This window comes from Bacillus sp. EB V-12 (assembly GCF_056158125.1).
The window spans coordinates 307,370-329,615 of sequence record NZ_JBUXJL010000001.1 but is presented as its reverse complement, the minus strand read 5'-3'; the positions used below and the strand labels follow the sequence as shown (position 1 = coordinate 329,615).

Genomic DNA, 22,246 nt, shown 5'->3' with positions numbered 1-22,246 from the left:
TGTACAGTTTATTTATAAAACTCAACACTTCCAACATTTAAAATATTTTATTGTTATATTATAATTATATAAAATTGTTATTTATATATGAATATGCTATTAAAGGGGACATTATTCATGATTACATTAGAACGATTATTAAATGTAACAATTTATTTAGGGGTATTTTTACTTTTCATTTCGTTCATTACTTTTGTTATTAAAAGAGGACCTGATTTATTATTTTTTCAATTTGGAATTTCTTTATTTTTTGGAGCTCAAATTATAACTGGAATAAAATTTTTTCATAACTATGGTTTCTCGTTTCACTCAAAACTAGAACTACTTATCTTTATTTTCTATGTAATTGGAATTATTACATGTATACTATTGTTCTTTCATTTTCAAAATCTGTATCGAATTTTTTTATTAATTTGTAGTTTTTTATTTTTAACTGGATCCAATTATTACTTTAAAGAAACATTAAATTCTAGTAAAAAAATTCCAAATCAACATAAAACTTTTTTAAGTACACAAGAAGACTCTTTTCCAAAAGAAGTCCGTAAATTTTCAGAGGATTACAATAATATAATAAGGAATGAATTTTATGAAATACCGATGATTCCTACTGAATTACAGATTACAAGCAAAAAAGATTCTTCACATAGTACATCTTTCTTAGTTGAACTTCATAATAGCGAGAATGAAATTACTGATGACTCTGTACAATTAACTCCATCAGACCGTTTTTATGTGCTGTTAAATACACAAAAAACAAAAATATCAAAAATAGTATATGAAGGGCAGAATTTTTTCACATTTACAGTCACACTAAAGGCTCTTAATTTACAGCAAGAACCAGAAATTCATAATATGTTTTTAGAAATAGATAAACGTAGAGCGATGAATCTTCTTAATTTTGAAATTAAAGCCCATACTAAAGAATGGAAAGTAATATTTAAAAGTGATAGTTCTCATTCCAATCTTCCTATCACATTTACTTTTGAAAAGTGAACAGGCAAATTATAAAAATAAAAAGAGTTATTTTCTTTGAAAAATAACTCTTTTTATTTTACTTACTCCAAATCTTTCTCCCCGCTTGGGCATCAATATAACGAATTTCCCGACTACAATCAAAAGGTTCTTTATGTTTTTCATCTGTCGTTTGTTTGTACAGTAGTTTGTATTTCGTTTCCTCTGCATCATGATCTAAAAACCATTCTAATTTAACTCGGATAGCCGCTCTGTATATTTCTAACGCTTTTTCTTTTATTAATTTTGGTGTTGTTTCATATGTAAGTAATTTTTTTATAAAGTTGCTAGACTCCCCCGAGTAGTGCATAACAGCACCATTTTCTGCATTGATGTTGATCATAAATTGGTTATACTCTGCCGGAATATCATTTATATATACAGAAAAGATAAATCTTTCAATCCCATCTTCTGCTTCTTCACGTTCCTCCCAAAGACGCAGATATTGTTTGATATCTGGAATAACTCGTTCTAAAAATTGAAGTGCTTTTTGTAAACATTCCTCTCTAGACAGTATTTGCTTTACTTCTTTATCATCTGTCAGTTTTATAAAACCAGTTAATTCATTGGTTAATTTATCAATTGTAACGCTAACTAAATTATTATATTTCAACATCGGTAAATGCTTTTTAAAGAATTCATTCATTAAATATGGATTCTTTTCTTCTTTCTGTTTTTGTAATTCCTCTTTCGGAACAAATTTCATCCTTATTTCATCATCATTTTCCGTCTCATCTACTTTTGTAAAACCTTCTTTATTCCAGTCAAATAATTCGAATATGTCACCTCGTTCGTTACCTTTTCTCGATTTTCCAACAGCTACAGCCGAAGGCAATTTATAATGATCTGGCTCATATAAATCTTTACCTGTACTTGCATCAATAAACGCATGACTAGGCTCTGGTTCATATACAAGATGGTACCCTTTTACTTCTTCCCCGCTTTCATACTCACATGAAGAGTATGTTAAATCTATAAATACAAGTCTCATATCTTGTCTAGCTTTCAAATTTTCTAAAACGATATTCTCCTCAACAATTTCACTTGGCCATAACGGTTTTTTCTCTATAGCTTTTTGTCCATTGTAATGAAATTGCACAACATTACCTGAAGAGTTCACTCGCACAACGCACCCTGTATTCGGCAATGGATAGCTATTCACTTCTTGCATATAATTTACTTCTTTCCAACCACGCCTGTCGTCCTTAACCGTTACATATGTATAGAATTCATATCCTTCTTTTGTATATTTTTTCAAGAACGCATTTGCAATCTCCCTTGCCTTCTTCTCCTCTATCGCTTCCTTACCACTTGAAAAAGAATTTTCATCATCTATCCTAAACTCAATTAAATTACCAGTATGTCTATTCAATGTAATTTGTATCGTTCTCTCCTGATCCTCTTTATGCTCCCACCATAATAGATGATACGGGTCATCAACCCCTTCTTGATCATCTACAACAAGACTATATTCATCTGGAATGTTAATAATATGAGCCACTCGCTCTTTTCTTTCTTTATCTTTTTGATTCATCATACCGCTCCCTTTATTACATTTTAAGGTAATTATAACAAACAAAACCAAAGAACTATAAAAAAAAGACTAGAGATATCTCTAGTCTTTTACTTCGTCTCACGATGTAACGTTACTCGCTTTAATCGTGGACAATATTTTTTTAGTTCGATGCGTTCTGGATTGTTTCGTTTATTTTTTTTAGAAATGTAATTACGATCGCCACACTCCGTACAAGCTAATGTAATATTTACACGCATATTTAATTCTCCTTTCTTTCAAAGATTGCAACTAAAACGTAATGATTACGATTTATATATTATAAAACTTCATTCTATTTGTCAATTGCAAAAACAAGAAGATTCCATTTAGAATCCCCTTGTTTTTTATAGTTAAATAAATTTTGTCCCGCATTAACGGCCAATAAGACCCCTACTGATTTAAAGTTTCACTTTATTAAAACGATTCGTATGTAACAAACTCACTAATCGGCTTTCGATATCCTCGTGGACGAGTTTTAGTCGTATCACTTTTTCCTATCGTAATCATTAAAACAGGTACTATATGCTCCGGCATATTTAATTCACTTTGTACTGCTTTTTCATCGAAACCAATCATTGGACATGTATCATAGCCATAATATTTAGCTGCGTACATAAAAGTCATCGCGCTTAACGAAGCATTTCTAATCGCTTCATCCTCCATGAAACGCTCTCCTTTTCCTTCATATAAACCTTTCGTTTTCCTAATTGTATCTTCATATTCACATTCATCAATCATCTTTAAAACTTTCATGCCGAAGTAAATATTTTCAACATTTTGGTATGCTTTTTTATCACCACAAACGAACACTACCGCTGATGCACTCGATACTTTATATTGACCGAAAGCTAATTCTTTTAATCTTTCTTTTCGCTCTTGATCACGAATTACAACATAATGTGTGTGCTGCAAATTATAGCAAGATGGAGAAAGCTTAGTTAACTCAAATATTTTTTTAAAATCCTCATCAGGGATTTCTATACCTTGTATAAATTTCATTGCAGAACGTCTAGCAATTGCTAATTCTTCAAAGTTCACCATATATCCTCCTCAATAACTATAAATTTAAATATACATTAATTTATACAAATAGATAAATCAAATAAAAACACTTTAAATCCGAATAATAATTATGATTAACAGCAAAAAAGACAAAAAGCTGAAACAATTAGTTCATACGAAATTCACACGAATCTATTACTATAGAAACTGTACATAGTGAACTTATTAACAATCACGTTTATTAATATAAAATCTTACTCGAAAGGAGTTGAAAGTATGAAAACTAAATATCGCTTTATGATCTCATCATTTGCTGCTTGCGCTTATATGATTTGGTATTTAGTATAATAACGACCTCACTTGCAAATAGGAAAAGGTGTGTATATAAATGGAATATAATCAATCAACAGTTAACTACTGGAAAGCTTTTGTATTACCATATACATTTGCTTTAGAAGAGTTAAAAACTAAATTTGAAATTATGAACCGGGAAGCTCAATTTCTAGAGGATTACAACCCGTTTGAACATATAAAAACAAGACTAAAACAACCTGAAAGTATTATTAAAAAACTAGAGCGCAAAAACTTATTACCAACAGTTGAAAATGCTCAAACACATTTACAAGATATTATTGGTATTCGTATTACATGTTGCTTCGTAGAAGATATCTATCATTTGAAAGAAGTCATTCAAAAACGCGAAGATATGGAAGTCATAGAAGTAAAAGATTATATCGCTAACCCAAAACGAAACGGATATAAAAGTTTACACATGATCATTAAATACCCTTTATCACTAAATTCTGGTACAAAAGATGTATTTGCAGAAATTCAGTTACGTACACTGGCAATGGACTTTTGGGCAAGTTTAGAACACAAACTTTATTATAAATATGAAGGGAAAATACCGGAGTATTTAAAAGATGAACTACATGATGCAGCAATGAAAGCTGAAGATCTGGATAATAAAATGGCCACAATTCGTCAAGATATTGATGATATTGAGGCATGTTCAAATCAAATTATGCTACCACTATAAAAAAAGGTTCTCGCCAATGAGAACCTTTTTTCTATCATTTTTGGGAAGTACGACTCCACACTTATTAAAGTTTCACTTTATTTTTTCTCTATCGTTCGAACCTCTTCAATCTTCCATTTATCATCTTCTTTCCCAAGAGCATACTGTACTTTCTTTTGAAGAGTGATACTGTCGTCTACTTCCTTTTCTTTCGTTTCAACAATAACATACCCTACTTTACTAACTTTCATATCTATATGTTCCAATTCAATTTTCTTATTTCCCTTTTGAAATGCGGCTTCTTTTTGTGTTTTTAAGTCTTCAGCACTAGGCATCTTCTTTGAAAATAACTCCATATGTTCTGCAAGATTTTTTTCATTCGTCGTTCGCACAAATGTATGAATAACATCTTGAATAGATCTCTCTTCTTCTTTTGTTATTTGTACCTTTTCCTCAGTTTTTTTAGTAGTAGATTTTTGTTCTACGTTATTCTCTTCTTGTTGACATCCAACTAGTAGTACTACAAACACTAGAAGGAATCTTAATTTCCTAAATAACTTTTTCATATTCCCAACTCCTAAAAAGAAAAGTGAGGCATTTCGCCTCACTTTCGCTCTTAATTAGCGTCTTCCTTTATTCGGATCGCCACCGCCAACAATATCAAAGACACGTTTCGCTATATTTGTATTCTCTTGAACGCCAGAGAACAAGTATTTACCTGGACCAAATGCATATACGTTCACATCTTCCCCTGTATGTCCACCCGTTGTCCAGCCTGTAACCGAGCGCTTATTGAAAATATCTTCAATTGCATTATCAATCTTTGTTACATCTTTTGACGGAGCTATATCATTTACAGCTTGAATTTCTTCTGGAGTTAATTGTAAATCAATATACTTTTTCAATGTTTCTTCTACATTTGCACCTTTTGCAATCTCATTTGCCATAAAGTCTGGTGTGCGCTTTGCAGCTTTAATTGGTTCTACTTTAAAGTTATACTCGCCATTGGCACCTAAAGATAAGCCACCAGTAGCGTGATCTGCCGTTGCAACAACTAACGTATTTTTATCTTTTTTCGCAAACTCAATCGCTGCTTTGAAAGCTTTTTCGAAGTCTTCCATTTCACTCATTGCACCAACAATATCATTATCATGTCCAGCCCAGTCGATTTGACTTCCTTCCACCATTAAGAAGAAACCATTTTTATTTTTGTTCAAACGCTCAATTGCTGCATTAGTCATTTCTTCTAATGAAGGTGTTTTCTCATTACGGTCAATCATTTTATCTAATCCACCTGGTGCAAATAAACCAAGAATTTGGTCATTTTTATCATTTAACAATTGATCTCGATCCGTTACATAGCTATAACCAGATTTCTTAAACTCTTCTGTAAGATTACGATCTTTTCTAACAAAGTTCTTTATGCCGCCGCCAAGCATAACATCTACTTTATGCTTCCCTTTAATTTTCTCATCAAAATAATCATTTGCAATTGCGTCCATATTTTTACGGCTAATGTCATGCGCACCGAAAGCAGCTGGTGTTGCATGTGTAATTTCAGAAGTTGCAACGAGTCCCGTTGATTTCCCTTTTTCTTTCGCTTGCTCAAGAACTGTTTTCACTTCCGCTTTATCATTATCAACTGCAATTGCAGCATTATATGTTTTAATCCCTGCTGACATAGCTGTTGCTGCCGATGCAGAGTCTGTAATATTTTCATGTTCATCTTCTGGGTATGTTTTTTGTGTTCCTACAAGATGCTTATCAAATTCTGTAGATTCCATTTCAAAGGTTTTTGGATTATCTTTCATATAACGGTGAGCCGTCATATATGAAGGACCCATACCATCCCCAATTAATACGATAACATTTTTAATCTTTGCATTGCTTCCGTTCTCATCTGCATTAACCTCACTAGAACGAGTAAAATTCCATGTTGCTACCGAAGTAACTGCTAATGATGCCACAACTGCAAATGGCCATGCTTTTTTCACAAACTTTTTCACTGTCTTGTCCCCCTAATTAGGTTATTCATTTCCCACTATCAAATTTAACGGAAGACTATTAAGAGAAAATTAGCTGTATGTAAATTTTTTGTTAACTTATGTAAATATCAGTTATAATTTGTATAACTTTGTCTTTTTGTATCAATCATCCCGCCCTTTACAATTTAAATATAAACAAGTTGGATTTCATTTAACGTAAATCTCTTTTTTACATTTTGACTCTATTTTTATGAAAATAAATAGAAATGCGGTGAGCCTTTATGAAAATAGTAAAGCTAAATGAGTCTTTTATTTTTGAATTACTTAATCTTTGCAAATCTGTTGGATGGTTACACGATGAAATTTTTATGAAAAAACAATTCGAAATGTATCTTTCTATCGGCACACTTGTAGGTTACATTCATGAGAACAAACTCATTGCGACTGGAGGAGTATTTCCCTTTACAAGTAACTTCGCTTCCATTGGTATGTTAATCGTTCACCCTAATTTTCAAGGACGCGGAATAGGGCGCATGTTGCTAAATCATTGCTTGGAACAAATTCATCCAAAACAACCCATTGCACTTATTGCGACAAAAGCTGGCGAACCTCTATACACATCATGCGGATTTCAAACAGCAACAACGATTCATCGTTTTGAAAAGCAAACTATTAAGACGTACCCTTCTCACTTACAACAAGTACAAGAAGAAGACCTTATATCTCTTACTTCTCTGGATCAAATTGCAACTGGTATGAATCGTTCTCTACTTTACTCTTTGCTATTACCAAGGGCTGTACACTCTTTTAAAATTGAAAGAAATAACTGTATAGAAGCTTTTTCATTATGCATACAAAAGGGCAATATATTATGTATCAATCCACTTATCGCCAAGCAAGCAGAAGATGCTATTCAATTATTAAAAAAGATATGTGAATGTTGGAATGGTATAGTACGAATTGATGTCCCACACTCACAATTTACATTTCGTAAATTTCTTCAAACAGAAAATTTCCAAGAAACGCTCCTTTCACCTCTTATGATAAAAAATGGTAGCCGACTTCCTGGAAATCGTAATATGCTATTTGCTATGATAGATACAGCGTTATGTTAGAAAGGAGACACCTAATTGAAGCGATTTAGCTATTTTATGGTAGGTTGTCTTACTCTTACACTATTAGTAGGATGTAGTGCAGCAGAAAAGCCAGTAGAACAAGTAAAACAAGTTAAAAATACAATTACAGCGAAACTAGCTACCGAGGAAAAAATGGTAGAAATAGATGGTCAAACCATTTACTTTAAAAAGATTGGTAATGAAAAACCACCTTTACTTATGATTCATGGCTTTGGAGGGTCATCAGATGGTTTTCAAAAGATTTACTCCGATTTAGCAAAAGATCATACAATTATTTCTGTAGATGCTTTAGGATTCGGGCGCTCATCTAAGCCAATGGATTTTTATTATTCTTTTCCAACTCATGCAAATTTGTATTATAAATTAATGAAAAAACTAGGGTATGATTCATTCGCAATACTGGGGCATTCCATGGGGGGAGAAATTTCTCTAAATTTAACATATTTATATCCTGAAGCAGTTTCTCACCTTATTTTAACTGATGCTACAGGTGGCCCTCATACATTCGTTACTAAACAAGGCTCACCAAAACCACAATTGTCGACTGATTTAAATGCCGTTTCTTCTATTACAGATTATGATGAAAGCAAAGTGAAATTCAAACGTAATGATGAAGAGCATTATAATAAAATGAAATTATGGCCTAGACGTCTTAAAATTAATGCAAATGAAATAAAACAGCCAACTTTAATTATATGGGGCAGAAATGATAGTAGCGTTTCCTGGAAAGAAGGAGAAACGTATCATCAATTCTTAAAAAATAGCAATTTACATATTATTGAAAAAGGTTATCATGCACCATTTCGCCAAGAACCACAAGAATTTGTCGGGTATGTAAAAGATTTCTTTAAAAACAATCCGATTAAAGTTGAAAAATAACATAAACGGGTATCTCAAAATGAGATACCCGTTTTCATATATTAAGCAGCTTGCTTTTGGCGTTTTGGAGTTTTTGATCCTAATACTTTCGGGATAACGAAGCCATCCATTCCAAATTTCCCAGCGTTCATACCGGAAACAAGAACAAACATAGATAAGATAACCATCTCAGGGTTCACACCAATTGACCCACTAAACATATAGGAAAAGTTCATTACAAGACCAAAAAAGACCGCTGTTTTTGTTAAACAGCCTACAATTAAACCAATTCCGACTAAAATTTCTCCCCATGTTACAAGTGTATTAAACAAATCTACATTTGGAATTGCAAATTCTTGTAAGAATGATGCCCACCAAGATTGAACAGCCGGTTGTGCACCTTTAGATTTTTCAATTGCCCCTTGCAAATAACCTGTTGCATCGAATCCTTTTCCTTGTAGTTTACCGATTCCAGCCATTAACCATGTGTAACCAAGATATACTCGAATTACTGCTAATACAAAAGAAACTGCTTTGTTTTCTCTTAAAAATTGAATAACCATATCTTCCTCCTAAAGTTGTAATTAAGTTAGTTACAGATAATATAATAACATTAGTTACTTATTTTTAAAACGTTAATTATGAATAATTCGTGACATGCGTATGAAACATTCAAAACTAACGTTTATATAGTAACTTTTATTACCTGTAAAAACTTGAACATATCATACCACAGGTGATAATCATTTTCATTGAAAAAAATGTAAAAAAATTGTGAGTTAAATGTGAAACACGTTTATTCGAATATAGAATAAACGTGTTTCACACTAATTATAGAATCGAAATGTATGTGTCTCCTCATCAATTAAACTCGCTTCTTGAAACGCTTCTTCTAACGTTTTCCCATGGTTAATAACCCCATAAAATAAGCGTATAGTAAACATAAGTGCTGCATTTCCATCTACATAATCAATCGATCCAATATATGATTTCGCACCACTATGTAAAAAAGATTTTGCTAGATTTTTCTCCCCTAACGTGCACCCGCTATTTACAATATGTGTATTATGCAATTTTGCATATTCATAAATTTCTTCTGCACCAAAATACCCTCTCGGTTCATCTTGTTCATATACTTCTTCGCCTAACTCTTCCATGACAAACTTCCCTTCTTCACCATGAAAGCAAAAAATAATATAATTAACATCGTTAAATAAGTTCTTTCCAGAAAGAACTCCCACAAAATCTTTCGGTCTACCAATCCAATATGTCACAACCCTTGCACCAAAATATTCAAGAGATGCTCGGATTGATTGCGCCTCTAAATCCGAATTAAAACCAACTACTAATGCAATATTCAACATACAATCCCCATCCTATAATCAGCCCTTATCAATCAGAATTTTCTGGGATAAATCCATTTCATATATACCCGTTTCTTTCAAAAAATCTGATCTAGTTAAAACGACTTTCTGTAAATATTGCCTATATGCTGTAATTGTTCCATCGTGGGATACAATGCAAATTCTTTCAACACTCAGTTCATAACACCAAAGAAGAAATTCATCTACTATTTGCTGAAAACTATTCTCTGAAATAGTGTTTATACCTTCCTTCCATAACTGATTATTTGAGCTTTTCTCTATCGAAAAATGCGGAAATAACTTTGTTATCATTCCCTGATCTACTATATAATCGCACGGTAATGTTCTCGCTTCTTCTCGATAAGGAAAAATACGCGGAGATACATATGGATGAACGATTTTTTGACAAGCAACTTTCGCACTCCATATTGTCGCCGTTTGCAAAGTTCTAAGTGTAGGACTAGCAATTAATATATCCGTCTCTTGTAATGGCACATTGCATTGAAGTAATTTAGCCTGATTCCTTCCTTCATCCGTCAATGGCGGATGAAGCACTTTTAAACTTGATGGCAAATCCCTTGTATGTTCTCCTTCCCCGTGCCGAACAAAGACGATTTTCATCCCCTTCCTCCTCTCATTATGAAATCCTCTTACATATTTCTTCCCTATCTCATACTTTATTCCTGCTATATGAAAACCAATATGTAAAAAACTTTTTACACAGAAAGAAGAATTACATATATGAAATGGATAATTGTCTTTATTGGAATGATTGTATGGGGATATATAAACGGCTTCTTTAGTAGTGATAAAACTGCTAATCCTTGGATTACAGATGATGAACGTGAAACAAAAATTAAGCAAAAAGCAATTACGGCAAGCTGGTCCGGTGTTTTTATGTTTTGTACCATTAGCCTCTTAAATAAATGGTTAGGTTTAAGCACAAACGATAAATCACCGTACTTACCAGACACTATCGCAGCTATTTTAAAAGAAAATGTAGAGTTACAAGTTTTACTCATGCTATTTGTTATGTATGGAATATTTTACTTACATTATCGAAGAAAATTAAGTGCCTAACTTCTAACTCATGATTATCCTCCTAAATGGTTATAGTAATCATGACAAAATGAAAGGAGAGATATAAACATGAGTAACTCGAATGAATTTTTAGATACACTACATGAAAAACAAGCAAAAGATGAACAAAATAGAAAGCGCCAAGGGAACGGAAACCCAGCGAAAAAAAAGCCAAATAAAACACATAAATAACAATTAAAACTGCCTAAAATGATCTTTTAGGCAGTTTTTTTATTCTTCTTTCACCGAGATAACATTTCCCCAATTCCATTTCTCATAATACCACGCTGGTACATCTATATTTTCAATCCACTTCTTTTCCTGCTTCCGATCTTTATGAGCAAGCCATACATCCGCTTTCTTACGGTCTGAACGTATCCAAATTAATTGATTACTCTTCTTCATGAAGATCGGGTGGTAATCCCCTTGCTTGTTCGTTTTCTTTGTGATTTGATGCTGTGCATTACTTGTACTATCGACCTCATATAAAGATGGTAGTGGCCTTTTTTCTGGTGGAGTTTCTATCCCTGCCTCTTTTGCTCGTGAAACGATAATTACTCTATCGTTCTTCCATACAAAATCCCAATCAACATATCCTTTCGGCGTAAATATGTTCTGCTGAAGTGCTGGCAATTCCTTTACTTTTAAATGTTTATTTTCTAATGCAACTCTTCCGCTCCCTTCAATATAAGCTAATATATTTTTTGATGGTGCCCATTGAAACCATTGTGCGTTTAATAACATTTGATCTACTTTTTCAAACCGACTGCCGTCTGCACGAACTAAGCAAAGCGTATTACTATCAGCTGACCATGAAGCTGTCGGTACTGCTAAAAATGAAATCCACTTTTGATCTGGTGACCACTTAAAGCCACTTGCTACTAGCGCTAGGAAATCATCGTGTTCATTTGGCAATGCATACAAATGCTTCATTTTGTGAGGATTCATATGTGCATCTTTTTGCACTTCATATAGCTGAGCCCCTGTCCATCCTGTTGGAAGTAAGTGCGCTTCAGAGGATACAAGAAAGTTCTTTCCATCGGGGTACCATGCATAATCCCCTACACCAGCCGATACATTTTCAAAATCTGCATTCTTTTTTTCTACATCAAATGTATTTAATGTACCTGTAAATATAAATGCAATTATATTTTCTGTTGGTGACCATTGATAATTCGATGCTTCTGAGTGAAACGGCGTAACTTTCTTTCCATCTTTCAGCCGATATAACTCAAGAATACTTTGTTTCTTCCCTTTTACATACGCTAGCCATTCCCCATCATATGACCACTTCGGCCCTGTTATGTACTCTCCTTTTGTAATCTGTATTTCTTTCCCATCAACTTTAATCCAAAGATTATGATGACGAATAAAAGCAACTTTCACGCTATTATTTTCTGCACTAGTAATAGTGATAGAACATAAAAACATAAACAACACTACACTACTACTTACTATTAGCCTTTTCATACCATCACTCCATTTCCCTCATAGCATTCCTCACTTTATCCCTACAATATGTGAAAAATATCGATTCGACATAATCAGAAAAAATTTCCCAAGAAATTTTCAATCCATAGAGGATTGGTATGAATTATGTCGAAAGTATAGTTTAGCCAACATTTATATGTATAATTTCTAACTAAAATGCAAGATTTTATTTCTGAATATTGGCACTTTTATTAGGGGGAGTATCAATGAAAAAAACTACATCTACACTATTAAGCATGGCGCTTGTCTTTTCTAGTTTTGGAGCTTTAAGTGCTCATGCTGAATCACTACAAAAGGAGAAGCAATTTAGTCCACAATTAAAAACAACGATTGAACAGTAGGGAGAACATAAAATCGCTCAAAATGTTGAAACGAAAACAACAAAAGAAATATCAGTAATTGTAGAATTACAACATGCACCTCTCGCTGCTCAAAGTAATATTCAGCATGCTCCAGATTTACAAAATAGTAATGCACAGTCTTATCATGCTGAGCTCAAAAAAGCACAAGAAGATACGACTAAGAAAATAAAAGAAAAAGCACCTGGTGCAAAAATTAAAGAAGTGTATAATACGTTATTTTCCGGATTCTCTATTTCAATTCCTGGAGATCAAATTACCTCTCTTGCCTCTTTACCTGAAGTAAAAGCAGTCTATCCGAACTTAACATATAAATTACATGAAACATCAAAAAGTGCTATTAACGAAGAAGCACCAAATATCGGTGGACCGACAATTGGTGCACCTGAAGCGTGGAATTTAAAAGATCCATTTGGCAAACCGCTTGATGGAAAAGGCATGAAAATAGCCATTATCGACTCTGGCGTAGACTATACACACCCTGACCTAAAGGCAAATTATATCGGTGGATATGACACGGTTGATGAAGATAACGATCCAATGGATGGTAACGTACATGGTACTCATGTAGCTGGAATTATTGCGGGTAACGGAAAAATTAAAGGCGTTGCTCCAAACGCTTCTATTCTAGCCTATCGTGTAATGAATGACGGTGGAACTGGTACAACAGATGATATTATCCAAGGAATTGAGCGAGCAATTCAAGATGGTGCGGATGTGTTAAACCTCTCCCTTGGGCAGGATTTAAATGTACCTGATCAGCCTGTAACATTAACGTTAGAACGAGCAGCGAAACTTGGTGTTACTGCTGTCGTTTCAAATGGAAATGACGGACCAAAACCTTGGTCTGTTGATGCTCCCGGTAACGCAAGTAGTGTCATTTCTGTTGGAGCATCTACGGTTTCTATCCCGTTTCCAACATTCCAAGTAACTGGTTCCAGCAAAACATATCAAGGGTTACCATTATCAAAATCCGATTTTCCAATAGAAAATGATTCTCCTCTTGTATATGTTGGTTATGGCAATCCAAGTGATTATGCAAAACAAGATGTGAAAGGGAAATTCGCACTTATTTTACAAGGTACTTCTAGTACATTAGTAAAAGCAGAACAAGCGAAGCAAGCTGGTGCACTTGGTGTGTTATTAATCTCTAGCGAAAAAGAAATTAATATGATGCCGGAATATTTTTCACGTGAACATCTAGCTGTCCCAGTAATGCAATTATCAAATACAAATGGAGAAGAATTAAAAACTTTAATTACAAAACGAAAGAAAAATATAAAAATTGGACAACCAAAGCAAACAGAACTTATCGGTAACTTTAGTTCAAGAGGACCATCACAAGGAAGTTGGCTAATAAAGCCTGATGTTGTTGCACCTGGAGTACAAATTACTAGTACAGTACCGCGAGGCGGCTATGAATCGCATAACGGAACAAGTATGGCTGCTCCGCAAGTAGCTGGAGCGGTTGCCCTCTTGCGTCAAATGCATCCTGATTGGACGACAGAACAATTGAAAGCGGCTCTTGCCAACAATGCCAAAACATTACATGATGTCAATGAAAATACATACCCTGTTATGGCACAAGGATCTGGTTTAATTAACATTCCGAAAGCAGCTCAAACAAATGTATTAGTAAAACCTAACAATGTCAGCTTCGGTCTTATTAAGCCCAATAGCGGAAAAGTAAAACTGACGCAAAATGTTACATTACAAAACCTTTCTAGTAAAAAGAAAAGTTTTTCAACTCGTGTGGAATTACTAGATGCAAACACAAAAACAAAAGTAAAAGCTTCTGTCCCTTCATCGATTAGCATTCAACCGAATAGTAGTACCGAAAAACCATTTACTATCACTGTAGATAGCTCACTACAACAAGGTGTGTATACTGGAAATGTATATGTAAAAGAACAAGGGGCAAAAGAAGAAATTCGAATTCCATTCACATTTAGTATCGATCCTAAAGATTATAAACGTATCGATGGACTTGAAATTATTAATTCTACTTTTAGCCCAAATGGCGACCACGTACTAGATGATAATCTCATCAACTACTATTTAGTTGCGCCTGTGGATGATATCACATTGCATGCAAATTTAGTTACGAAAGAACGTGTAACGTATCAAGGGATTATCCATCAAGCTAAAAATGCAACTCCTGGGTATAAACCTTTCAAATGGAATGGTACAAAAGCAGATGGCACTCCTTTAACTGATGGGCTATATCAAATTGAAGCAGTTGCTTCTAATTCTGGCGGGGAAACAAAGCAAACAGCTGCTGTATTTCTTGATCGAACTGCACCTAAGTTAACACACGAGGTTGACCAAGAAAATCTCGTAATTAGAGGAAAAGTTGATGATATTCTACTAGATTGGATGTCAGAATCTGGTTGGATAGCACCTGGTATTCCAGTGAGAATGCAATATGAAATTAACGGAAATGGTGTATGGGAACAGGCATTCCTGAACCCTTGGGAGAAAAGCTATGACATTTATTTCGATCGCACTCAATTACAAGAAGGAAAAAATACTATTCACATTGTAGCAACTGATGCAGCTGGCAATACCTCTAATTTAACTGTTAATTTAGAAGTGAAATAAAGTAAAATTTTAATCAGTGGAGATTTCGTTCATCCCCACTGATTATTAGCCTTCACCAATCGGGAGTTACGGGCAGTTAATCTCCCATCTCACTTCTTTGCTCCAACCGAATTTTGAGGTAGGAATTTTACTGCTCATTAACACGGGATAAAAAATTTTTGTTGACAATTTTTTTAATATAGTTTTATAATACAAAACATAGTTTAGTTGAACGAATTATATATCGGCTTTGAAGGAATACTAGTAGCGACTTATATCACTGTCTCAGAGAACTGATGGTTGGTGCGAATCAGTACATATACAAGCGTGAATTACAATTCTGGAGCTTCTTTCCCGTAATGCTTTTTATGCATGAAGAGAAAGACGGATCTTTCCGTTATCGTAAAGTGAGTGGTAAACAATTAGTTGTTTACAAATAGGGTGGTACCGCGATTTTTATCGTCCCTATCGGATTTTCCGATAGGGACTTTTTTGCGTCCATCCTCTTACACAATTTCATATATACGCGTTGAAAGAATCGCAGTAGTATCTTATATCCCTGTTACAGAGAGCTAATGGTCGGTGGAAATTAGCACATATATAAGTATGAATTACAATTCTGGAGCTTCTTTTTCGTAGTGCTTTTATGCATGAAGGAAAAGACGGAATTTTTCCGTTATCATTAATTGAGATGTAAGTATATTTTCACTTACAAATAGGGTGGTACCGCGATTCTTTCGCCCCTATCGGATTTTCCGATAGGGGCTTTTTCTATTTCTCACAGAAACAGATGTTAAATAATTCCGAATCTTATGATAAAATTTTATAAGCGCTTACAAATAATGAAGGGAGGTGATACAAGCTATACGAAATCGATATTCAATTTTATAGAAAAAAAGGAGGATGTCTAAATGACAAAGAAAACAGAAATTCCATCGCATTTAAAACCATTCGTATCCACACAACATTATGATCAATACACACCGGTGAATCACGCTGTGTGGCGTTACATTATGAGACAAAATCATAGCTTCTTAAAAGACGTTGCTCATCCAGCCTATGTGAACGGACTACAATCATCTGGTATTAATATAGATGCAATTCCAAAAGTAGAAGAAATGAATGAGTGTTTGGCACCAAGTGGCTGGGGCGCTGTAACGATTGACGGACTTATTCCCGGCGTAGCATTCTTCGATTTTCAAGGACACGGATTACTACCGATCGCAACAGATATTCGGAAAGTAGAAAATATCGAGTACACACCAGCTCCAGATATCGTACACGAAGCCGCAGGACACGCACCGATTTTACTTGATCCTACATATGCAAAATATGTGAAACGTTTTGGGCAAATTGGTGCAAAAGCTTTCTCTACAAAAGAAGAACATGATGCATTTGAAGCTGTTCGTACATTAACGATAGTGAAAGAAAGCCCTACTTCTACTCCTGATGAAGTTAAGGCTGCTGAAAATGCTGTAATTGAAAAACAAAACTTAGTTTCTGGTTTATCAGAAGCTGAACAAATTTCACGTCTTTTCTGGTGGACAGTAGAATATGGATTGATCGGAAATATAGATGATCCAAAGATATATGGTGCTGGTCTCCTTTCTTCTGTTGGCGAAAGCAAACATTGCTTAACAGACGCTGTAGAAAAGGTTCCATTTTCTATCGAAGCATGTATAGGGACAACTTATGACGTAACAAAAATGCAACCACAACTATTTGTTTGTGAATCCTTTGAAGAATTAACAGATGCGCTTGAAACATTTTCTAAAACAATGGCCTTTAAAACAGGTGGAAAAGAAGGTTTAGAAAAAGCAATTCGCTCTGAGAACTATGCAACAGCTGAGCTAAATAGCGGATTACAAATTACAGGTACATTTAGCGAGACAATTGAAAACGATGCAGGTGAATTAATTTACATGCGAACAAATTCTCCAACGGCATTAGCACTTCATAATAAACAGTTAGCGAATCATTCTACTTCTGTACACAGTGACGGATTTGGAACACCGATTGGATTACTCACTGAAAATATTGCATTAGAAAATTGTACAGACGAACAACTACAATCATTAGGAATTACAATTGGAACTATCGCTGAGTTTACTTTTGCAAGTGGTATTCATGTAAAAGGAACAGTAACAGATATTGTAAAAAACGATAAGAAAATTGCTCTTATTTCCTTTATCGATTGCACAGTTACTTATAACGCCCGCGTTTTATTTGATGCTTCATGGGGCGCATTTGATATGGCTGTTGGCTCACAAATCACTTCAGTATTCCCAGGTGCCGCAGATGCCGCAGCATTTTTCCCAATGGATGAAGAAGTTCACGAAATTCCTGCTCCACTTGTACTGAATGAACTTGAACGTATGTATCAAACAGTTCGAGATATTCGAAGTGAGGGGATTTTACACGACGCGCATATCGATCAATTAATAGCAATTCAAGAAGTATTAAATAAATTTTATGCGAAAGAATGGTTACTGCGCCTTGAAGTATTAGAGTTACTTTTAGAGCATAACAAAGGGCATGAAACATCGGCAGCATTACTACATCAACTTTCTACTTTCACAACTGACGAAGCTGTAACACGCCTTATTAACAATGGTCTTGCGTTACTTCCAGTAAAGGATGTGAAAAATGATGCTAAGATTAACTGAAGAAGAAGTTCACGAAGAATTATTGAAGGTAGATAAATGGATGGTAAAAGATGAGAAATGGATTGAACGAAAATATATGTTTTCCGACTACTTAAAAGGAGTCGAATTTGTCTCTGAAGCCGCCAAACTATCAGAAGAACATAATCACCATCCATTTATCCTTATCCAGTATAAAGCAGTTATTATTACTTTGTCATCTTGGAATGCAAAAGGTTTAACGAAACTAGATTTTGAGCTTGCAAAACAATTTGATGAACTATTTTTACAAAACGAAAAAGCAATTATAAGAAAATAAAAGGAGAAGCCTTTTTAGGCTTCTCCTTTTATTTTGAAATGGATACAATGTCCAAATGGATCCTCGACTTGTAATATTCCATCTTTGTACGTAGCAATCTTGCCAATATTTTTTAAGCTTTCACATACTTGCTCTTTTTGTTTTTCATTCGCTAGTACAACTGTGAAATATTTCAAACCAACAGAACCTGGCATTTGCGGTGGTACCCCTTCACCTTGCCATGTATTTAAACCGATATGGTGATGATAACCACCTGCAGATACGAACAATGCTCCATTACGAGATGGAATCGTTACTTCAAAACCAAGACCATCAACATAGAAACGTTTCGCTTCCTCTAAATCAGCTACATGAAAATGAATATGCCCCATCACAGTACCAGCTGGAAAGCCATTCCATGTACTTCCTTGCTGTAATAATTCTTCACCAGCTAACGGGTTACTAACAAATGGGAGTTCTCCATTCTCATCACGCCAAACTTCTTTTTGTCGATCATGATAAATTTCAATCCCGTTTCCATCTGGATCAGCTAAATAAAGAGCTTCACTAAAGTAATGATCGGCTCCGCCATGTAGTGGATATACCATCTCTACAAGATGACGAAGAACATTCGCTAAATCCTGTCTACTTGGTAATAAAATTGCGTAATGATATAACCCTGTTCTTCCTCTTTGCTTCGGAAAAGCTTCTTTCTTTTCTTCAATGATAAGAAGTGGTTCATCATTTTCATTCCCAAATGTAACGACTGCTTCTTCTTCTCTTAGTACCTTCATACTTAGTACTTCCGTATAAAACTCTAGTGATTTCTTTACATTAGATACGTATAAATGAACAACATCAAGTGTTGTATCGGGATGAAGTTGAAAACTCATCTTGTTAGCCCCCCCATTTAAATTAGTTCTTCTTTGACATTTTTTCTTTTAAGAAATTATCTACAAAGCCATCAGCTTTTGCAACAAATAAGTATGCACCCATTGCTAATAATGCGAGTTCTAATTCGAAACCAGGATTTTTTCCATCTCCCAATAAACCAGCTGACCATTTCACTTTTACGATTGCTCCAACCATAACAAGTGCAAATAATAATCCAATATATCTTACACCTAAACCTAGAATTAATAATAGACCTCCAACTAATTCAAACGTTGCTACACCGTATGCAAGTCCTCCTGGTAAACCAATACTTGTAAACCATCCTGCAATATTGTCAATTCCTGATTGGAATTTTGTTAAACCGTGCATGAAGAATGTTACCCCTAACACGATACGAATAATTAAGTTACCAATATGTTGATTCATTTCATTCTCTCCCTTATAGTTTTCTTATACAAAACTTTTATTTACATTACAAAACATACACTAATTTTTTTTATTCGTCAATTCATTTTCACTGGGAAAAAATATATTTTTTTTGCTATGATACAAATAGTTGTTTACAAAAAGGAGCTTGATTTTATGAATATTGGTTCTGCAATACGTGAAATTCGTCAACGTAGAGGCATAACAATTGCACAAATTTGCGAGGGAACAGGTCTTTCTAAAGGATTTATGAGTCAGGTTGAAAATAATAAAACATCACCATCTATCTCAACTTTAGAAACGATCTCCAATTTTTTAAACGTTCCCCTTCCCTATTTATTGTTAGAGCAAAAAGATCGATTAAAAATTGTCAAAAAAGAAGAACGGAAATACAGTGTATACGGCAAAGATGAGCAAAGAATTGAACATGTTGCGGAGCAAGGGGGCCTTCGCCTATCTTTAGTAGAAATCCCTACTGGATTCCCGAAAGAAAATTCACCAAATGCCCATGAAGGGGAAGAATGTCACCTTGTATTACGCGGAAAATTAGAAGTTCAGCACGGTGAAGATATTGCAATTGTAGAAGAAGGTGATTCTTTCTCATGGAATGCATGCGTTCCTCATATTGTTCGTAATATAGGAGAAGAAACTGCATTATTACTCATCTCTAGTTATGCAGAAAATCGAAAACGTGTTTACTAAATAATAAAAAAGAAGCCTGTTAAACAGGCTTCTTTTTATCCCCTTATAATTCCATAACTTGTCCCAACTAGTACAGTCTTCTCATGCTGATTGCGATAAACTGACTCGATTGAAACTTTTTTATAGCCTTCCATTTGCTCAACATTTATTAAAGTTAGTTCACAAGTGATCGTATCTCCTGTGAAAACTGGTCTAATAAACTCACTTACTAATTCTCTTGCTATGTAATGTAACTCTTCTCCCACTTTCGTCCCAATGCTAGCAGTCAATAAACCATGAACCATTAATCTTCCATTTTCATCGTATTCCACATGGTGTCTACCTTTATCACCGGTAATATTTGCAAATTCAAAAACTTCTTCCTCAGTAAATCTTCTTTCATATTTAAATACATCCCCAGCTTTTACACTCATTTTTATCCCCCTAATAATAAACAGAATTTTCTTTTATTTTATCATAAAACGAGCCTCAATCCATTCTCTATTATCAAAAGTCTCAAAATTACCTCGCTATACTTTTTTACTTTCCATTCATTTATCGGTGACCATCTCTTTTTGCGACTTGATATCCATAATACGCACATGTTCCATTTCTCGATAGCTCTCTAACTTCAAATCCACAGCTTCTATAAAAATCAAAATTGTTCGCTGATGTATGCGCAAACCAATCACCGTGGGGAAGTTTTTGCAGGCAAAGAGCTACAAGCTTCTTACCTAATCCCTTCCCTCTATATTCACACTTCACAACTAAATTTACTATGTTCGCAATCATAATTCCATCAGAAATGACTCTAACCATCGCAATCATCTCTTCCTCATCCCAAATTGTGAAAGCCCATGTTGAATTTTCGAATGCTATCGTAAATTTTTCAATTTGCCAAGAAGGGATATTATCATTACTCCAACCGGCATCTTCAAATAAAGCTTTAATTGCATATGCTGGTACACTACTCGTTCCCTCACGAATAATAAGTCCATTATGATAAATGTACATGTAACCCCTCCCTTTATTTTCATATACCATTCTTCAAAAAATGCAATTTACCTTTAAAAAAGTAATTTTTTCATCCAACACGCTTAATAGAATAAACTAGAGCATCGATTCCATGAAATGACGTTGTTTTCTCGTAGCTGAGCCCAGTTTTTCTAGCAACAAATATTGAGGCGGGATGATTCGGATTAATAAGAGAAATTAATTTATTCATTCGTAATGCTTGGAAACCATAGTCACGAAATGCTGCCGCCGCTTCTTTTGCATACCCTTTTCCCCAATACTGAGGAAGTAACCAATAACCAATTTCAATTTCCTCTTTTCCATCTATTTTCTGCTTTACCAGCCCTGCATGACCAATTCTTGTTCCCGTTTCCTTTTCAATCAATACAAATAAACCGAGACCGTTTTTATAGCTAGGAATCACCCATTCCTCCAGACTTTTTTTACACTGTATATATGTTTTTAATGTCCCATTTCCAATATAACGCATTACCTTCTCGTTCCCCCATAGTGAAGCGTAGAACTGTAAATCATCCATTGTATATTTGCGAATTTGTAAACGTTCTGTATGAAACATGCTGGCACTCCTTTCCACTAATTTATTCTTCATTTCACGATCATGTTTTGTATGTATACGGTATGTTACTATTTATTATAAAGTGAAACTTTAATCAGTGGGGAATTTTGTTCACCCCACTGATTATTAGCCTTTACCAATCCGACGTTTACAGGCAGTGGATCTCCCGTCTAACTTCTTTTCTTTAACTGAATTTTTAGGCGAGAGTCTTACTGCCTGGAAAATAGCGGGATAAATGAACCAATGATAAAATACAGAATATTCATTCTAAATAA

Annotated in this window: 23 protein-coding genes, 1 pseudogene and 2 other annotated features; of the genes and pseudogenes, 10 read left to right on the top strand and 14 right to left on the bottom strand. The window is 34.5% G+C overall.

What is annotated here, in order from left to right; all coding sequences use genetic code 11:
• Nucleotides 1-87 precede the first annotated feature (87 nt).
• Nucleotides 88-993, top strand: a complete 906-nt coding sequence (locus tag ACZDYH_RS01700; protein WP_208328178.1) for a hypothetical protein — start codon at nt 88-90, stop codon at nt 991-993.
• 58 nt (nt 994-1,051) lie between these two features.
• Here ACZDYH_RS01700 and ACZDYH_RS01695 read toward each other — a convergent pair whose 3' ends face one another.
• The 3 genes from ACZDYH_RS01695 to ACZDYH_RS01685 form a co-directional block, all read right to left on the bottom strand.
• Nucleotides 1,052-2,545 (bottom strand): YcdB/YcdC domain-containing protein, encoded by a 1,494-nt coding sequence (locus ACZDYH_RS01695; RefSeq protein WP_139848817.1) that lies wholly within the window; start codon nt 2,543-2,545, stop codon nt 1,052-1,054.
• Between the two features lie 89 nt (nt 2,546-2,634).
• Nucleotides 2,635-2,784 carry a 50S ribosomal protein L33 gene (rpmG, locus tag ACZDYH_RS01690; protein WP_001265617.1) on the bottom strand — a complete coding sequence of 50 codons (150 nt, stop codon included), beginning with the start codon at nt 2,782-2,784 and terminating at the stop codon, nt 2,635-2,637.
• Nucleotides 2,785-2,980: 196 nt separating this feature from the next.
• Nucleotides 2,981-3,607, bottom strand: a complete 627-nt coding sequence (locus ACZDYH_RS01685) for a nitroreductase family protein (RefSeq protein ID WP_000245977.1) — start codon at nt 3,605-3,607, stop codon at nt 2,981-2,983.
• Between the two features lie 349 nt (nt 3,608-3,956).
• Here ACZDYH_RS01685 and ACZDYH_RS01680 point away from each other — a divergent pair, with 349 nt between their 5' ends.
• Entirely contained in the window at nt 3,957-4,607 is a 651-nt protein-coding gene (locus tag ACZDYH_RS01680; protein WP_000456219.1) for a GTP pyrophosphokinase, read from the top strand.
• Between the two features lie 77 nt (nt 4,608-4,684).
• Here ACZDYH_RS01680 and ACZDYH_RS01675 read toward each other — a convergent pair whose 3' ends face one another.
• Both ACZDYH_RS01675 and ACZDYH_RS01670 read right to left on the bottom strand, forming a co-directional pair.
• Nucleotides 4,685-5,152, bottom strand: coding sequence for a hypothetical protein (locus ACZDYH_RS01675; RefSeq protein ID WP_000732795.1), 468 nt, complete (start codon nt 5,150-5,152; stop codon nt 4,685-4,687).
• 54 nt (nt 5,153-5,206) lie between these two features.
• Nucleotides 5,207-6,592: an alkaline phosphatase gene (locus ACZDYH_RS01670; protein ID WP_166694754.1), complete on the bottom strand. Its 1,386-nt coding sequence runs from the start codon at nt 6,590-6,592 to the stop codon at nt 5,207-5,209.
• A gap of 260 nt (nt 6,593-6,852) precedes the next feature.
• Between ACZDYH_RS01670 and ACZDYH_RS01665 the strand changes: the two genes are divergently transcribed.
• Together ACZDYH_RS01665 and ACZDYH_RS01660 are read left to right on the top strand one after the other, a co-directional pair.
• Nucleotides 6,853-7,686: a GNAT family N-acetyltransferase gene (locus tag ACZDYH_RS01665; RefSeq protein ID WP_000706693.1), complete on the top strand. Its 834-nt coding sequence runs from the start codon at nt 6,853-6,855 to the stop codon at nt 7,684-7,686.
• Nucleotides 7,687-7,701: 15 nt separating this feature from the next.
• Nucleotides 7,702-8,586, top strand: coding sequence for an alpha/beta fold hydrolase (locus ACZDYH_RS01660; RefSeq protein WP_166694755.1), 885 nt, complete (start codon nt 7,702-7,704; stop codon nt 8,584-8,586).
• A gap of 41 nt (nt 8,587-8,627) precedes the next feature.
• On the opposite strand, the gene ACZDYH_RS01655 is transcribed toward ACZDYH_RS01660, so the two are convergent.
• The 3 genes from ACZDYH_RS01655 to ACZDYH_RS01645 form a co-directional block, all read right to left on the bottom strand.
• A complete protein-coding gene (locus tag ACZDYH_RS01655) occupies nt 8,628-9,128 on the bottom strand; it encodes a DoxX family protein (RefSeq protein WP_088349056.1) in 501 nt (166 codons plus the stop codon).
• 264 nt (nt 9,129-9,392) lie between these two features.
• Entirely contained in the window at nt 9,393-9,929 is a 537-nt protein-coding gene (locus ACZDYH_RS01650) for a hypothetical protein (RefSeq protein ID WP_000931931.1), read from the bottom strand.
• A gap of 18 nt (nt 9,930-9,947) precedes the next feature.
• A complete protein-coding gene (locus ACZDYH_RS01645) occupies nt 9,948-10,550 on the bottom strand; it encodes a histidine phosphatase family protein (RefSeq protein WP_000706239.1) in 603 nt (200 codons plus the stop codon).
• Between the two features lie 120 nt (nt 10,551-10,670).
• On the opposite strand from ACZDYH_RS01645, the gene ACZDYH_RS01640 reads away from it, so the two are divergent.
• Nucleotides 10,671-11,009, top strand: a complete 339-nt coding sequence (locus ACZDYH_RS01640) for a hypothetical protein (RefSeq protein WP_000871150.1) — start codon at nt 10,671-10,673, stop codon at nt 11,007-11,009.
• Between the two features lie 69 nt (nt 11,010-11,078).
• Nucleotides 11,079-11,201 carry a DUF4023 domain-containing protein gene (locus ACZDYH_RS01635; protein ID WP_000071866.1) on the top strand — a complete coding sequence of 41 codons (123 nt, stop codon included), beginning with the start codon at nt 11,079-11,081 and terminating at the stop codon, nt 11,199-11,201.
• Between the two features lie 39 nt (nt 11,202-11,240).
• Here the strand turns inward: ACZDYH_RS01635 and ACZDYH_RS01630 are convergent, their stop codons facing one another.
• Nucleotides 11,241-12,479, bottom strand: coding sequence for a TolB family protein (locus tag ACZDYH_RS01630; protein WP_000825732.1), 1,239 nt, complete (start codon nt 12,477-12,479; stop codon nt 11,241-11,243).
• 227 nt (nt 12,480-12,706) lie between these two features.
• Here ACZDYH_RS01630 and ACZDYH_RS01625 point away from each other — a divergent pair.
• The 3 genes and pseudogenes from ACZDYH_RS01625 to ACZDYH_RS01615 all read left to right on the top strand — a co-directional run bounded on the left by ACZDYH_RS01625 (nt 12,707) and on the right by ACZDYH_RS01615 (nt 18,400).
• Nucleotides 12,707-15,460 (top strand): annotated as a pseudogene (locus tag ACZDYH_RS01625) (S8 family serine peptidase).
• 220 nt (nt 15,461-15,680) lie between these two features.
• Nucleotides 15,681-15,909, top strand: a binding site (T-box leader).
• A gap of 50 nt (nt 15,910-15,959) precedes the next feature.
• Nucleotides 15,960-16,187 (top strand) — a binding site (T-box leader).
• 163 nt (nt 16,188-16,350) lie between these two features.
• Nucleotides 16,351-18,105, top strand: a complete 1,755-nt coding sequence (locus ACZDYH_RS01620) for an aromatic amino acid hydroxylase (RefSeq protein ID WP_000163187.1) — start codon at nt 16,351-16,353, stop codon at nt 18,103-18,105.
• On the top strand, nt 18,086-18,400 hold the full coding sequence (locus ACZDYH_RS01615) for a 4a-hydroxytetrahydrobiopterin dehydratase (protein WP_000979537.1): 315 nt from the start codon (nt 18,086-18,088) through the stop codon (nt 18,398-18,400). Before ACZDYH_RS01620 ends, ACZDYH_RS01615 begins: the two co-directional genes overlap by 20 nt.
• 14 nt (nt 18,401-18,414) lie before the next feature.
• Here ACZDYH_RS01615 and ACZDYH_RS01610 read toward each other — a convergent pair whose 3' ends face one another.
• A complete protein-coding gene (locus ACZDYH_RS01610) occupies nt 18,415-19,272 on the bottom strand; it encodes a VOC family protein (protein ID WP_000009849.1) in 858 nt (285 codons plus the stop codon).
• Nucleotides 19,273-19,294: 22 nt separating this feature from the next.
• Nucleotides 19,295-19,699, bottom strand: coding sequence for a DoxX family protein (locus tag ACZDYH_RS01605; protein WP_001071553.1), 405 nt, complete (start codon nt 19,697-19,699; stop codon nt 19,295-19,297).
• A gap of 156 nt (nt 19,700-19,855) precedes the next feature.
• Between ACZDYH_RS01605 and ACZDYH_RS01600 the strand changes: the two genes are divergently transcribed.
• Complete coding sequence (locus tag ACZDYH_RS01600; protein WP_001020693.1) at nt 19,856-20,401, top strand: helix-turn-helix domain-containing protein; 546 nt, start codon at nt 19,856-19,858, stop codon at nt 20,399-20,401.
• Nucleotides 20,402-20,436: 35 nt separating this feature from the next.
• On the opposite strand, the gene ACZDYH_RS01595 is transcribed toward ACZDYH_RS01600, so the two are convergent.
• The 3 genes from ACZDYH_RS01595 to ACZDYH_RS01585 all read right to left on the bottom strand — a co-directional run bounded on the left by ACZDYH_RS01595 (nt 20,437) and on the right by ACZDYH_RS01585 (nt 22,004).
• Nucleotides 20,437-20,814 (bottom strand): hotdog family protein, encoded by a 378-nt coding sequence (locus ACZDYH_RS01595; RefSeq protein WP_088362209.1) that lies wholly within the window; start codon nt 20,812-20,814, stop codon nt 20,437-20,439.
• A 121-nt stretch (nt 20,815-20,935) separates the two neighbouring features.
• Nucleotides 20,936-21,394, bottom strand: coding sequence for a GNAT family N-acetyltransferase (locus ACZDYH_RS01590; protein ID WP_000276126.1), 459 nt, complete (start codon nt 21,392-21,394; stop codon nt 20,936-20,938).
• 70 nt (nt 21,395-21,464) lie between these two features.
• The gene (locus ACZDYH_RS01585) at nt 21,465-22,004 is read right to left on the bottom strand and encodes a GNAT family N-acetyltransferase (RefSeq protein ID WP_139848815.1); all 540 of its coding nucleotides are present in this window, start codon (nt 22,002-22,004) and stop codon (nt 21,465-21,467) included.
• Nucleotides 22,005-22,246: the final 242 nt, after the last annotated feature.

Excerpts from the sequence above, each read along its gene's own strand:
- ACZDYH_RS01700 (WP_208328178.1), top strand. The coding sequence starts at position 88 with ATGAATATGCTATTAAAGGGGACATTATTCATGATTACATTAGAACGA.
- ACZDYH_RS01695 (WP_139848817.1), bottom strand. The coding sequence starts at position 2,545 with ATGAATCAAAAAGATAAAGAAAGAAAAGAGCGAGTGGCTCATATTATT.
- rpmG (WP_001265617.1), bottom strand. The coding sequence starts at position 2,784 with ATGCGTGTAAATATTACATTAGCTTGTACGGAGTGTGGCGATCGTAAT.
- ACZDYH_RS01685 (WP_000245977.1), bottom strand. The coding sequence starts at position 3,607 with ATGGTGAACTTTGAAGAATTAGCAATTGCTAGACGTTCTGCAATGAAA.
- ACZDYH_RS01680 (WP_000456219.1), top strand. The coding sequence starts at position 3,957 with ATGGAATATAATCAATCAACAGTTAACTACTGGAAAGCTTTTGTATTA.
- ACZDYH_RS01675 (WP_000732795.1), bottom strand. The coding sequence starts at position 5,152 with ATGAAAAAGTTATTTAGGAAATTAAGATTCCTTCTAGTGTTTGTAGTA.
- ACZDYH_RS01665 (WP_000706693.1), top strand. The coding sequence starts at position 6,853 with ATGAAAATAGTAAAGCTAAATGAGTCTTTTATTTTTGAATTACTTAAT.
- ACZDYH_RS01655 (WP_088349056.1), bottom strand. The coding sequence starts at position 9,128 with ATGGTTATTCAATTTTTAAGAGAAAACAAAGCAGTTTCTTTTGTATTA.
- ACZDYH_RS01650 (WP_000931931.1), bottom strand. The coding sequence starts at position 9,929 with ATGTTGAATATTGCATTAGTAGTTGGTTTTAATTCGGATTTAGAGGCG.
- ACZDYH_RS01645 (WP_000706239.1), bottom strand. The coding sequence starts at position 10,550 with ATGAAAATCGTCTTTGTTCGGCACGGGGAAGGAGAACATACAAGGGAT.
- ACZDYH_RS01640 (WP_000871150.1), top strand. The coding sequence starts at position 10,671 with ATGAAATGGATAATTGTCTTTATTGGAATGATTGTATGGGGATATATA.
- ACZDYH_RS01635 (WP_000071866.1), top strand. The coding sequence starts at position 11,079 with ATGAGTAACTCGAATGAATTTTTAGATACACTACATGAAAAACAAGCA.
- ACZDYH_RS01630 (WP_000825732.1), bottom strand. The coding sequence starts at position 12,479 with ATGAAAAGGCTAATAGTAAGTAGTAGTGTAGTGTTGTTTATGTTTTTA.
- ACZDYH_RS01620 (WP_000163187.1), top strand. The coding sequence starts at position 16,351 with ATGACAAAGAAAACAGAAATTCCATCGCATTTAAAACCATTCGTATCC.
- ACZDYH_RS01615 (WP_000979537.1), top strand. The coding sequence starts at position 18,086 with ATGATGCTAAGATTAACTGAAGAAGAAGTTCACGAAGAATTATTGAAG.
- ACZDYH_RS01610 (WP_000009849.1), bottom strand. The coding sequence starts at position 19,272 with ATGAGTTTTCAACTTCATCCCGATACAACACTTGATGTTGTTCATTTA.
- ACZDYH_RS01605 (WP_001071553.1), bottom strand. The coding sequence starts at position 19,699 with ATGAATCAACATATTGGTAACTTAATTATTCGTATCGTGTTAGGGGTA.
- ACZDYH_RS01600 (WP_001020693.1), top strand. The coding sequence starts at position 19,856 with ATGAATATTGGTTCTGCAATACGTGAAATTCGTCAACGTAGAGGCATA.
- ACZDYH_RS01595 (WP_088362209.1), bottom strand. The coding sequence starts at position 20,814 with ATGAGTGTAAAAGCTGGGGATGTATTTAAATATGAAAGAAGATTTACT.
- ACZDYH_RS01590 (WP_000276126.1), bottom strand. The coding sequence starts at position 21,394 with ATGTACATTTATCATAATGGACTTATTATTCGTGAGGGAACGAGTAGT.
- ACZDYH_RS01585 (WP_139848815.1), bottom strand. The coding sequence starts at position 22,004 with ATGAAGAATAAATTAGTGGAAAGGAGTGCCAGCATGTTTCATACAGAA.